We start from the raw sequence: 11838 nt of genomic DNA on the forward strand, positions 1-11838 counted from the left end.
CGATACTCGACATATGAACGGAATGTCGATGGCGACCAGCGAGGACATGGCGAATCTCGACGCGATGGTGTCCTCCCTGCAGGCCGTCGAGAAGACTCTGCAGGGCGTGCTGGCCGCACGAGACGGGCTGCTCGCGATAGCGAACCGGCTGGCCATGTCGATCGCCGAGCGGGGCGGCGGCATCGAGGACTCCGATCTCACCCTGCGCGCCGTGGCCGCCGAACTCGCGACGGCGCTGCGCGTGAGCGACCGCACCGTGCAGCGGCGCATGGTCGCGGCCGAGGTGCTCGTCGAGCGGTTTCCGCAGGTGTGGCAGGCACAGGGCGCGGGGCTGATCACGGCCGGGCATGCGCGCGTGATCGTCGACGCCGGTTCGCACATCGACGACGACGCGGCGCGTGCCGCCTACGCCGCGCGCGTGCTGGAGTTCGCGCAGGACGAGTCGCCGAACCGGGTGCGAGTGATCGCCGAGCGGATCGCCCAGCAGTATCAGTCGCGCACGCTCGATGAGCGACACGAGGATGCGCGCGGGCGTCGTGACGTGTGGGTGACCGATGGTCCGGATGCCATGTCCGAGCTGCATATCTATGGCCCGTCGGTGTTGATCCACGGCACCCACGAGCGATTGACCGAGATGGCGAAGGAGCTCGCTCGCGCTGCCGGTGCGGCATCCGGCGGCGATGCGACCGACCGGCGCACGCTCGGACAGCGTCGGTTCGACCTGGCGATGGATCTGCTGCTCAGCGGCGCTCCCACCGGTCACGACACCGTGGATGGGCTGCTCGGGTCGATCAGCGCGCAGGTCGCCATCACCGTGCCGGTGACCACGCTCATGGGCGCCGGCGGTCCCGCCGCAGAGCTGTCCGGCCGGGCTCCGATGGATCTCGCCTCCGCGAGGGCGCTGGCCGGGGCTGCCGCCGGCTGGGATCGGATCCTCACGCATCCGGTGAACGGCGGGGTGCTGTCCGTCGACAGGTACCGACCTCCGGAATCGCTGCGCCGTCGCCTGCAGTCTCGGGATCAGCGATGTCGCTTCCCGGGATGCGGGATGCCGGCCCGCGACAGCGACCTCGATCACACCCGTGACGCTGCTTTCGGCGGCGAGACCAGCGAGGAGAACCTCGCCGCTCTCTGCCGCCGACATCATGTCCTCAAGCATCAGACGCCGTGGCACGTCGTTCAGCTCGGCGACGGCCTTCTGGAGTGGACGAGTCCCACCGGGCGCACCTATGTCGACCGGCCGCCGCCTCCGAACACCGTCACCTTCACGGAGCCTCCGTTCTGAGGACGGTCGCGACCCAGAGCCGGTACTGCATCGCAGGCGTGTCAGCCTTTCGATTGATCTTTGGCCCTTCAGGCGCGGATCGGTGCGCACCTCGGGCATCCGCATAGGCGCGCTCACCTACCGTGGAAGCACACCCACCGTAGGAGACCCGTGTTCACCACTCCCGCCCGCCTGTTCCGCGTGCTCGCGATCGCCGAGGCGATCACCTGGACCCTGCTCATCAGCGCGCTCATCCTGCGCGCCGTCGGGCAGCCCTCGGTGCTCGTCACGATCGCCGGCGGCATCCACGGCTTCGTCTTTCTCGCGTACGGCGCGACCGCTGTGCTCCTCGCCTTCCACCAGCGCTGGCACGCCGGTGTCGCCGCGGCCACGATCCCCAGCGCGATCGTGCCCTACGCCACCATCCCGGTCGAGATCTGGCTGCACCGCAGCGGACGACTCGAGGGGCAGTGGCGTCTCACCGAGACCGACGACCCGCGCGACCGCACCTGGTACGACCGCACGATGCGCTGGTTCCTGCACCGCCCCTGGGTGCTGGCCGTGCTGATCGCGGTAGCCATCATCGCGATCTTCAGCATCCTGCTGCTGATCGGACCTCCCGGCGGTCGCTGAGCCTGCCGGCGTGAGGCTCCTTGCACTCCGACGCGCTCAGGTCAAGAGGCGCACAAGCCCCTAGCCAGCGCCCGTCTCGTGTGACAGGTTGGGCGCATGCTCGGACGAAATCCGATGGTGAGGGAGCCCGTATGACCGATGAGCCCGCCCCGTGCACCGCGTCGATCCCTGTGCTCACGCAGGAGCCGTTCCCCGACACCCCGGGCAGCCCTGCGCCCGAGTGGTTCAAGACGGCAGTCTTCTACGAGGTCCTCGTCCGCTCGTTCAAGGACGGCGACGGCGACGGTGTAGGCGATTTCCGCGGCCTCATCGACAAACTCGACTACCTGCAGTGGCTGGGCGTCGACTGCCTGTGGATCCCGCCGTTCTTCCCGTCGCCGCTGCGGGACGGCGGATACGACGTCGCCGACTACACCGGCGTGCAGTCCGACCTCGGCACGACCGACGACTTCCAGGAGTTCCTCGACGCCGCGCACGCGCGCGGCATCAAGGTGATCATCGACTTCGTCATGAATCACACCAGCGATGAGCATCCGTGGTTCCAGGCCAGTCGCAACGATCCCGACGGACCCTACGGCGACTTCTACGTGTGGAGCGACACCGACCAACTCTACGAGGACGCGCGCATCATCTTCGTCGACACCGAGCCGAGCAACTGGACGTGGGACCCGGTGCGCAAGCAGTACTTCTGGCACCGCTTCTTCAGCCACCAGCCCGACCTGAACTTCGACAACCCGAAGGTGCACGAGGCGATGCTCGACGCCATGCGCTTCTGGCTCGACATGGGCCTGGACGGGTTCCGCCTCGACGCCGTCCCCTACCTCTACGAGCGGCCGGGGACGAACGGCGAGAACCTGCCCGAGACGCACGAGTTCCTGAGAAAGGTGCGTCGCTTCGTCGACGAGAACTACCCGGGCCGGGTGCTGCTGGCCGAGGCGAACCAGTGGCCGGCCGACGTGGTGGACTACTTCGGCGACCCCGAGGTGGGCGGCGACGAGTGTCACATGTGCTTCCACTTCCCGGTGATGCCGCGCATCTTCATGGCCGTGCGCCGCGAGTCGCGGTACCCGATCAGCGAGATCCTCGCCGACACCCCCACCATCCCGGCCGGATGCCAGTGGGGCATCTTCCTGCGCAACCACGACGAGCTGACGCTCGAGATGGTCACCGACGAAGACCGCGACTACATGTGGAACGAGTACGCGCAGGATCCGCGCATGAAGGCGAACATCGGCATCCGGCGCCGCCTCGCTCCGCTGCTCGAGAACGACATCGACCGCATCGAGCTGTTCACCGCCCTGCTGCTGTCGCTGCCCGGCTCGCCGGTGCTGTACTACGGCGACGAGATCGGGATGGGCGACAACATCTGGCTCGGCGACCGCGACGGCGTGCGCACGCCGATGCAGTGGACCTCCGACCGCAACGCCGGCTTCTCGACCGCGAACCCGGGCAAGCTCAGCAAGCCGGTCGTGCAGGACCCTGTCTACGGCTACCTCGCCGTGAACGTCGAGGCGCAGCAGGAGGACCGCTCGTCGCTGCTGCACTGGACCCGGCAGATGATCCAGGCCCGCAAGCGGCATCCGGCATTCGGCCTGGGCGGCTTCAACGACCTCGGCGGCTCGAACCCCTCGGTGCTGTCGTACACCCGTGAGCACACGAATGACGACGGGACGTCCGACGTCATCCTGTGCGTCAACAACCTGTCGCAGTTCCCTCAGCCGGTCGAGCTGGATCTGCGGCGCTTCGAGGGGATGATCCCGGTGGAGCTGGTCGGCGGTGTGCCGTTCCCGCGCATCGGCGAGCTGCCGTACCTGCTGACGCTGGGCGGGCACGGCTTCTACTGGTTCCAGCTGCATGCGCCGGCGGAGGATTCGGAGGAGGTGGGGTTGCTGTGACCTCGATCGATCATGCCCTTCTGGAGGGCTACCTGGTGCGCACGCGCTGGTTCGCCGGCAAGGGCCGCCCGTTCCACGTCTCCCAGGCGCGCCGGCTCGCCGAGTTGCGCGGGCCCGGGGACGATCCGCGCGTGATCGTCTACCTCGTCACCGTCGACTACGGCGATGACGAGGGCGGCAGCGAGCTGTACCAGGTGCCGCTGTCGGGGTACGACGAGTTCGACGACCGGCACAGCTACGCCTACGTCGGCGCGATCGACGTCGACGGGCGGGAGCGACACCTGTACGACGCCGTGCACGACCGTGACGCCATGGCGGTCTGGCTGGAGAGCTTCGTCGCCGCCGAGGCCGACGGGAACGTGGATGTCGGCGGCCTCCGCTTCCGCCGGATGCCGGACAGCCCCGCGCTGGACCCGAAGCTGCGCTCCTCGCCTCTCACCGGCGAGCAGTCGAACTCGTCGCTGCGCTTCGACGACACCGCGATCATGAAGCTGTTCCGCAAGGTCAGCCCTGGAGTGAACCCCGACATCGAGATCCACGAGGAGCTCACCAGCGCCGGCTCGGAGCACATCGCCGAGCTGTACGGCTGGATCGAGACCGAGCTCGACGGAGAGGTGCTGCACCTGGGGATGCTGCAGGAGTTCCTCAGCACGGCCGCCGACGGCTTCGAGCTCGCGACCGGGAGCGTGCGCACCGCGCTCGCTGACCCTGAGCTGACGGTTCCCGAATCCGGCGGCGACTTCGGCGGCGAGGCCGCCCGGCTCGGCGAGGCGCTCGCTGAAGTCCATTCGGCGCTGCGCGAGAGGTTCCCGTCGGAGCGCCGCGGCCACGAGGCCACTGCCCAGCTGGCCAGCGCCATGTCGGAGCGGCTGGAGAGGGCGTTGCCCGTCGTCCCCGAGATCCAGCCCTACGCGGACCGCCTGCGTGCGCTCTACGATGCGGTGGCTCAGCTGGACGGGTTCGACGTGCAGCGCGTGCATGGTGACCTGCACCTCGGCCAGACGCTGCGCACCTCGCACGGCTGGCGGATCGTCGACTTCGAGGGCGAGCCGGGGCGGCCCTTCGCCGAGCGGGCGCTGCCCGACTCGCCGTGGCGCGACGTAGCGGGAATGCTGCGCTCGTTCGGCTACGCCCCAGGCGTCGTGGAGATGTCTCTGGCGGGCCGACCGGCCGAGGACGATCAGCAGGAGCTGCGCGGCGAACGCGCGAGGGAGTGGTCGGCGATCGCCCGGGAGCACTTCCTGCACGCGTACGCGGGGGCTCTCGATCCCGACTCGGAGATCGCCGAGGCGGAGCTGAGCCCGCCGCTGCAGACCCTGCTCGACGCCTACGAGGCCGACAAGGCGGTGTACGAGGCGATCTACGAGAAGCGCAACCGTCCATCGTGGGTCGCGATCCCGCTGCTGGCACTGGAGCGCATCGCAGCGAGGTGAGCCCGCTGGCGTGATCAGTGCGCGGTGGCGACTCCGATCGCGTCGTGCGTGATCACCGCCGCCACGCGTGCGCCGGCACCGGCCGCGACGATCAGCTGCTGCGGTCCGGGAGCCGCGACATCGCCCGCCGCGTACAGACCGCGGATGCTCGTGCGACCCGACCTGTCGGTGACCAGATGTCCATACGCATCGCGCTCGGGCAGGATCCCGTCGAGGAACGACAGATCCGCCTCCCACTCCGGCCGCACGAACCCGCCGTCGATCGCGTGCTCATCCCCGTCGACGGTGCGCACCGCCTCGATGCGGCCCCGCTCGCCGATCAGCTCGGCGATGGGCGAGCGGACGACCGTCGCGCCGGCAGCCGCGAGCTCCGCCTCCTCGGCGGTGCTCAGCGTGTCGGAGCCGTTCGTGAACACGGTGAGCCGCGGCGTCCAGTGCGCGATCAGCCGCGCGCGGTCGGCGAGGTCGGCGGATTCGCCGATCAGCGCCAGGCTGCGCCCGCGCAGCTCCCACGCGTCGCAGGCCGCGCAGCTGAACAGGCTCATGCCGTAGAAGCCGCGCAGGTTGGGGACGTCGGGCAGCGTCTCGCGCAGCCCGGTCGCGAGCAGCACCGAGCGCGCGGTCACGTGCTCGAACGGTTCGCGTCGTCCGATGCCGGCGGTGAAACCGGCATCCGTCGTCGTCAGCCCGCCCACTCGCACTCGCGAGCGGATCTCGACGTTCGAGTATGCGGCGAGCTCTTCGCGGGCGATGCGCCGCAGCTCGAAAGGCGGCACCCCGTCACGCGTGAGGAAGCCGTGCGAGTTCAGCGTCGCCGCGTTGCGCGGCCGGTCGGCGTCGACCACGAGCACGCGAGCCAATGAGCGCCCGAGGTTCAGCGCGGCCGACAGCCCCGCCGGCCCGCCGCCGACGACGAGCACGTCGTAGTCAGTCATTCACGAGCCCCCGAGCTTGTCTGGGCCCCTGAGCTTTCCTGGGCCCCTGAGCTTGCCGAAGTGCCCTGCGCTTGTTCCTGGGTCCCTGCGCTTTCCTGGGCCCCTGAGCTTGCCGAAGGGCCCTGCGGCGCGAGCGCGGCCACGAGCGGGTGATCGAAGTCGTAGACGCCGACCTTCGATGCGCCGCCCGGCGAGCCGATCTCGTCGAAGAACTCCACATTCGCCCTGTAGTAGTCGGCCCATTCCTCGGGCAGGTCGTCTTCGTAGTAGATCGCCTCGACGGGGCAGACCGGCTCGCACGCCCCGCAGTCGACGCACTCGTCGGGCTGGATGTACAGGGATCGCTCGCCCTCGTAGATGCAGTCGACCGGACACTCGTCGATGCAGGCGCGGTCCTTGACGTCTACGCACGGAAGTGCGATCACATAGGTCATCGGGCCAGCACCCCCGGCCGCGAGATCTCGACCTGCTCGTCGCGCGCGACGACCTTGACGCGCTCGCGCACGTGCTCGTGGTTCTCGCCGAGGGCGCGCTCGTGGGCATCCAGCGCCTGCCAGCCGTCCCAGGTCGTGTACGCCGTCTCGCGCTCATCGAGCAGGTCGAGCACATCGCCCTGCGACCCGCTCCGGAACCCCGGTGCGGAAGGCGCGGTCAGCACACCCGCCTGCGCATCGGCGACGAGGTGACCGATGGTCTCGAGGGCGTCCGACTTCGTGTGGCCGATGAGCCCGACCGGGCCGCGCTTGATCCATCCGGTGGCGTAGAGCCCGGTCTGGCCGAGCACCCGGCCCTCGTCGTTCGGCACGACGCCGCGGCGCTCGTCGAAGTCCGCACCGTCGACGCGGGTGCCGAAGTAGCCGACCGCGCGGTACACGGCCTGCACGTCGTACTCGCGCACCTCGCCGGTCGGCACCGGGGCGCCGGCGGCGTCGGGGGCCGTGCGGGCGAACCGGATGCCCTCGACGCGGCCGTCGCCGGTGATCTCGATCGGCGCGTGCCAGAAGTGCAGGTGCAGACGGCGCGACGCCCCCGTCGACTCCTGACCGCGCCACGAGTTCAGGGTGCGCAGCATGACCTTCAGCTGGTTGTTCGACGCGGTCGTCGGATCGACGCCATCGAAATCCTCGTCGTACAGCACGATGTCGACGTCGCGCACCTCCCCGAGCTCGCGCAGCTCGATCGGGGTGAACTTGATGTCGGCAGGGCCCCGTCGGCCGAACACGTGCACATCGGTGACCGCCGACGACTCGAGGCCCGCGAGCACGTTGTCGGGCACCTCGGTGGTGCGCAGGTCGACCGCGTGCTTGGCGAGCACCCGCGCCACGTCGAGCGCGACGTTGCCGTTGCCGATCACGGCGACCGACGTCGCGTCGAGCGGCCAGGTGCGCGGCACGTCGGGATGCCCGTCGTACCAGGCGACGAAGTCGGCCGCGCCATACGAGCCGGGCAGGTCCACGCCGGGGATGTCGAGGACCGCATCACGCAGCGCACCGGTGGCGAGGATCACCCCGTGGTACCGCTCGCGCAGCTCATCGAGAGCGATGTCGCGCCCCACCTCGACGTTGCCGATGAACCGGATGGTGCGGCGATCCTTCGGCAGGCCCAGGGACCCAGGCTGAGGAGCGTCGAGCATCTCGTGCAGCGACGTGACGATCCCCTTGATGCGCGGGTGGTCGGGGGCGACGCCGTACCGGATCAGCCCGTAGGGGGCGGGCAGTGACTCGAACAGGTCGATCTCGACCGCGTCGATGGAATCGGTTCCTTGAGCCGGGGCCACGCGGCCCCGAGGCTCGACGCAGTGCGAAGCGATGCGTCGAGTGGGTCGTGGGGATCGAAGGGTTTTGACGGCCTGGGCGAGCAGGTTGCCCGCATAGATGCCGGCAGGTCCGGCGCCGACGATCGCGACACGCAGCGTGGAGAGGGTCATGACAGGGAGGCCTTTCGAGACGAAGAGGAGTGGGAGGAGCGGATGCTCGTGTCGATCGCCCGCACCAGCCCGGTGTCGACCGCGAGTCCGGCGTCCAGCGCGGCGGCCAGGCGGGAGCGGCCCCGCCTGCGCGGCGCTGCGGATGCCGGAGGCGTGGCGTCTCCAGCATCCGCCGATGCGGGCGCGAGCGACACGGCGAACGGACTCAGCCGCACCACCTCGCCGATCACGACGACGGCGGGGGAGCGCACCTGCGCTGCAGCTGCGAGCTGCGCGATCGTGCCGAGCGTTCCGACGGTCACGCGCTCACCGCTGCCGTAGCCGTCCTCGACGATCGCGACCGGGCAGTCGGCGCCGCGCGCGCCGGCGGCGAGCACGTGCGCCGAATGGCCGAGCGTGCTGACGCCCATGAGCAGCACGAGCGTGTGGTCGGCGCCCGAGGTGCTCACCGACCCGCCGGGCTCGATCTGATCGTGCGCGCTGACGACGCTGAACGACGCGGCGACGCCGCGATGGGTGAGCGGGATGCCCGCGACGGCCGGCACCGAGACCGCGCTGGTGACCCCGGGCACCACCTCGACCCGGACGCCCGCGGCCTCGCAGAACAGCTGCTCCTCGCGGCCGCGGCCGAACACGAACGGATCCCCGCCCTTCAGGCGCACGACCTCGCGGCCGGCCCGCGCCAGCTCGACGAGCAGCTCATTGATGCCGTCCTGCGGCACCGGGTGATGACCGGGCAGCTTGCCGACGTCGATCACCTCGGCGGCGATGACCGCGCCTTCGGCTTCCAGCTGGGCGAGCACGCTGCGCGCGCCGAGCCGGTCGGCGACGATCACGTCGGCCTTCTCGAGGGCGCGCAGCCCGCGCAGGGTGAGCAGGCCGGCGTCACCGGGGCCGGCGCCGACCAGAGTCACTGTTCCGGTCATCGGGTGCCTCCCAGCAGCAGTCCGCGATTGCGCAGCATCCGGCGCTCGAGCGGTCCGAAGAACACCAGCTCGATCACGATGCCGATCGCGAGGATCAGGATGATGGTGCCGAGCACGCTGGCCAGATCCGCCAGCTCGCGCGACTGGTTGAGCAGCGTTCCCAGGCCGAAGCCCATCGAGCCGCCCATCGTGATGATCTCGGCCGCCATCAGCGAGCGCCACGAGAACGCCCAGCCCTGCTTGAGGCCGGCCACGTAGCCGGGCAGCGACGCCGGAAGCACGACAGCGGTGGCGAGCTGCCAGCGACTGGCCCCGAGCACGGTGCCGACCCGGCGCAGCTGCGGTGGCACCTGGTCGATGCCGGAGAGCAGGCCGTTCACGATCGACGGGATCGCCCCCATCAGGATCACGAAGTACGCCGTCGCGTCGGTCAGGCCGAACCAGATGATCGCCGCAGGCACCCAGGCGACCGAGGGCAGCACGGTCAGCCCCGAGATCAGCGGGCCGGCCGCGCGACGCAGCAGCTTCCACTCCGCGAGCGCGAGCCCCAGCGGGGTGCCGATCGCGATGGCGATGAGAAAGCCCAGCCCGCCGCGCTCGAGGCTGGTGAGCACGGCCTGCTGCAGACGACCGGTCTCCCATGCGTCGCCGAGGGCGGTCAGCACCGCGGCGGGGCTCGGCGCCTTATCGGGGCGAGGAGCGGCGACGGTGATGTAGAGCTGCCAGACGGCCAGCAGCACGAGCAGCAGGGCGATCGGCGGCAGCGCTTTCGCGATGATCTCCCGCCAGCGGGGCGTCGTCTGCGCCGACTCGGACTGCAGCCGGTCGAGTCCGGACGAGAGGGTGTGCAGATCGTCGTGCTCGCCGGAGGCGGGGATGGATGGCGGCGCTGTCGTCTCAGGAGGCATTGCGGGCCAGCTCCTTCCGCAGCTCCGCGGTGATCTCGCTGGCGAGGGCGGCGACCTCGGGCGACTCGATGCGCCGGCCGATGGTGTTTCGGATGCGCCATTCGCCGGCGATCCGGCCCGGCCTGCTCGAGAGCAGCACGACGCGCTGACCGAGACGCGCGGCCTCGCGCACGTTGTGCGTGACGAACACGATGGTGCGGCCGGTCGCGCGCCACACCCGCTCGAGCTCCTCGTGCAGCAGATCGCGGGTGATGGCGTCGAGGGCCGCGAACGGCTCGTCCATGAGCAGCACCGGACGATCCTGAGCCAGCGCCCGCGCCAGCGCGACCCGCTGGCGCATGCCGCCGGAGAGCTCGTGCGGGCGCTTGTCCCCGGCTTCGGCGAGGTTCACGGTCGCCAGCAGCCGGTCGGCCTCGTCGCCGCGCTCGCCGCGCGGCACGCCGCGCAGCCGCAGGGCCAGCTCGATATTGCGGCGCGCGGTGAGCCAGGGCATCAGCGCCGATTCCTGGAACATCACCGCAGATCCGCCGTCGGGCGTCTCGATCGCTCCTGACGTGATCGGCTCGAGGTCGGCGATGAGGTTGAGCAGGGTCGACTTGCCGCATCCGGATGCCCCGAGCAGGCACACGAACTCGCCGGGGGCGATGTCGAGCGAGACGTCATCGAGCACGAGCGGCCCCGACCCGTAGCGCTTGGTGACGTGCGAGATGCGCACCGCGGGGTCGACGCCAGGGCGCTCGCCGGGCAGCGGGCTGACGCCGTCGAAGCTGGGCGCGAGATGCGCTTCGCTGACGGTCGGGCGCGCGAGGGTGTCGCGGGTCGTCATCACTGCTCCCCGAGCCCGGACGCCGAGACGGTGTCCTCGCCGGCATCCGACAGCTGTGCGTTGAGCGCTCGCAGGTCGAACAGACCGTCGATCGAGCCCTTCTTCTGCGTGCCCGCTGCCAGCCCGTTCGCGACGAGCGCTTGGAAGGTCTCGGCGTGCGGATCGACCGTGAAATCGACGTTCTCGAGCGCACGGGCGAGCACGTCATCGGGCAGGCGTTTCCCGGTCGCCTCCTCGAGCTGAGCGTTGATCACCGCGCCCGCCTCGGGCTCGTTCTCATCGAGCCACTGCACCGAGGCGATGTGACCCGCGAGCAGCTTCTCGACGATCTCCGGATGCTCGTCCGCGAACTCCTTGCGCACCAGCAGCACCGTGGTCGGGAACGCCCCGTCATCCCAGAGGTCGGCCTCATCGACCAGCACATGCGCGCCCGCCTCGACGACCAGCCGCGATACCCACGGCTCGGGCAGCCAGGCGCCGTCGAGCTGCCCGTCCTGGAAGAGCGTGAGCGTCTGAGCGTTCTCGGTCGGTGTGATGCTGACGGCGCCGGCGCCGGAGGTGGAGGTCTCGTACCCCTCGTCGGCCAGCCAGCTGCGCAGCGCCACATCCTGCGTGTTGCCGAGCTGAGGGCTCGCGATGTTCGCGCCCTGCAGGTCTTCCGGTGAGTCGATGCCGTCGCGCACGACGAGCGCGGCCCCGCCAGAGGTCGCCCCGGCGATGATCCGTGCGGAGGCGCCGCCCGACTGGATGAAGGTGTTGATCGACGGGTTGGGCCCGATGTAGGTGGCATCGATCGCGCCCGCGGAGAGCGCCTCGATCGCGGCCGGGCCGGCGTTGAAGATCTCGGTCTTCAGGTCGACGTCGCCGAGAGCGTCGTCGAACAGCCCCTCCGAGAGCCCGACCAGGGCCGGTGCGTGAGTGACGTTGGCGAAGTAGCCCAGGCGCAGCTCGGTCACCTCGCCCTCGGCGGCGGACCCGGATGCCGGGGCGCAGCCCGCGAGCACCAGTGCGGTGACGCCCATCGCCAGGGCCCCCAGTGCGGTGAATGTCCTGTTCTTGCGGGTGATGTTCACGGTTTCGCCTCCTTAGGC

The 11838-nt window shown here is 70.1% G+C and carries 10 protein-coding genes and 1 pseudogene; 4 read left to right on the forward strand and 7 right to left on the reverse strand.

The window, feature by feature from the left end:
- Positions 1-13: 13 nt before the first annotated feature.
- From ACIPV2_RS09825 to ACIPV2_RS09840, 4 genes are all read left to right on the forward strand, one after another.
- Positions 14-1285, forward strand: a complete 1272-nt coding sequence (locus ACIPV2_RS09825; RefSeq protein WP_400840745.1) for a DUF222 domain-containing protein — start codon at positions 14-16, stop codon at positions 1283-1285.
- Between the two features lie 150 nt (positions 1286-1435).
- On the forward strand, positions 1436-1897 hold the full coding sequence (locus ACIPV2_RS09830) for a DUF3817 domain-containing protein (protein ID WP_400840747.1): 462 nt from the start codon (positions 1436-1438) through the stop codon (positions 1895-1897).
- 131 nt (positions 1898-2028) lie between these two features.
- On the forward strand, positions 2029-3792 hold the full coding sequence (gene treS / locus ACIPV2_RS09835; RefSeq protein WP_400840749.1) for a maltose alpha-D-glucosyltransferase: 1764 nt from the start codon (positions 2029-2031) through the stop codon (positions 3790-3792).
- Positions 3789-5225, forward strand: a complete 1437-nt coding sequence (locus tag ACIPV2_RS09840) for a phosphotransferase (protein ID WP_400840751.1) — start codon at positions 3789-3791, stop codon at positions 5223-5225. The genes treS and ACIPV2_RS09840 overlap by 4 nt, the downstream gene beginning before the upstream one ends.
- A gap of 14 nt (positions 5226-5239) precedes the next feature.
- Here ACIPV2_RS09840 and ACIPV2_RS09845 read toward each other — a convergent pair whose 3' ends face one another.
- The 7 genes and pseudogenes from ACIPV2_RS09845 to ACIPV2_RS09875 all read right to left on the reverse strand — a co-directional run bounded on the left by ACIPV2_RS09845 (position 5240) and on the right by ACIPV2_RS09875 (position 11814).
- Positions 5240-6160 (reverse strand): NAD(P)/FAD-dependent oxidoreductase, encoded by a 921-nt coding sequence (locus ACIPV2_RS09845; RefSeq protein ID WP_400840754.1) that lies wholly within the window; start codon positions 6158-6160, stop codon positions 5240-5242.
- Between the two features lie 122 nt (positions 6161-6282).
- Positions 6283-6594: pseudogene (gene fdxA, locus ACIPV2_RS09850) on the reverse strand (ferredoxin); the annotation flags it as partial.
- On the reverse strand, positions 6591-8087 hold the full coding sequence (locus tag ACIPV2_RS09855) for an FAD-dependent oxidoreductase (RefSeq protein WP_400840756.1): 1497 nt from the start codon (positions 8085-8087) through the stop codon (positions 6591-6593). The gene ACIPV2_RS09855 and the pseudogene fdxA, both read right to left, overlap by 4 nt.
- On the reverse strand, positions 8084-9013 hold the full coding sequence (cobA, locus tag ACIPV2_RS09860; RefSeq protein ID WP_400840758.1) for a uroporphyrinogen-III C-methyltransferase: 930 nt from the start codon (positions 9011-9013) through the stop codon (positions 8084-8086). The genes ACIPV2_RS09855 and cobA overlap by 4 nt, the downstream gene beginning before the upstream one ends.
- On the reverse strand, positions 9010-9921 hold the full coding sequence (locus tag ACIPV2_RS09865; protein WP_400840760.1) for an ABC transporter permease: 912 nt from the start codon (positions 9919-9921) through the stop codon (positions 9010-9012). Before ACIPV2_RS09865 ends, cobA begins: the two co-directional genes overlap by 4 nt.
- A complete protein-coding gene (locus ACIPV2_RS09870; RefSeq protein ID WP_400840762.1) occupies positions 9911-10747 on the reverse strand; it encodes an ABC transporter ATP-binding protein in 837 nt (278 codons plus the stop codon). The genes ACIPV2_RS09865 and ACIPV2_RS09870 overlap by 11 nt, the downstream gene beginning before the upstream one ends.
- Positions 10747-11814 carry an ABC transporter substrate-binding protein gene (locus ACIPV2_RS09875; RefSeq protein ID WP_400841798.1) on the reverse strand — a complete coding sequence of 356 codons (1068 nt, stop codon included), beginning with the start codon at positions 11812-11814 and terminating at the stop codon, positions 10747-10749. Before ACIPV2_RS09875 ends, ACIPV2_RS09870 begins: the two co-directional genes overlap by 1 nt.
- Positions 11815-11838: the final 24 nt, after the last annotated feature.

It is taken from the genome of Microbacterium sp. NPDC089987 (genome assembly GCF_044748505.1).
GTDB lineage: Bacteria > Actinomycetota > Actinomycetes > Actinomycetales > Microbacteriaceae > Microbacterium.

Coding starts and splice junctions, on each gene's coding strand:
- ACIPV2_RS09825 (WP_400840745.1), top strand. CDS start 14: ATGAACGGAATGTCGATGGCGACCAGCGAGGACATGGCGAATCTCGAC.
- treS (WP_400840749.1), top strand. CDS start 2,029: ATGACCGATGAGCCCGCCCCGTGCACCGCGTCGATCCCTGTGCTCACG.
- ACIPV2_RS09845 (WP_400840754.1), bottom strand. CDS start 6,160: ATGACTGACTACGACGTGCTCGTCGTCGGCGGCGGGCCGGCGGGGCTG.
- ACIPV2_RS09855 (WP_400840756.1), bottom strand. CDS start 8,087: ATGACCCTCTCCACGCTGCGTGTCGCGATCGTCGGCGCCGGACCTGCC.
- cobA (WP_400840758.1), bottom strand. CDS start 9,013: ATGACCGGAACAGTGACTCTGGTCGGCGCCGGCCCCGGTGACGCCGGC.
- ACIPV2_RS09865 (WP_400840760.1), bottom strand. CDS start 9,921: ATGCCTCCTGAGACGACAGCGCCGCCATCCATCCCCGCCTCCGGCGAG.
- ACIPV2_RS09870 (WP_400840762.1), bottom strand. CDS start 10,747: ATGACGACCCGCGACACCCTCGCGCGCCCGACCGTCAGCGAAGCGCAT.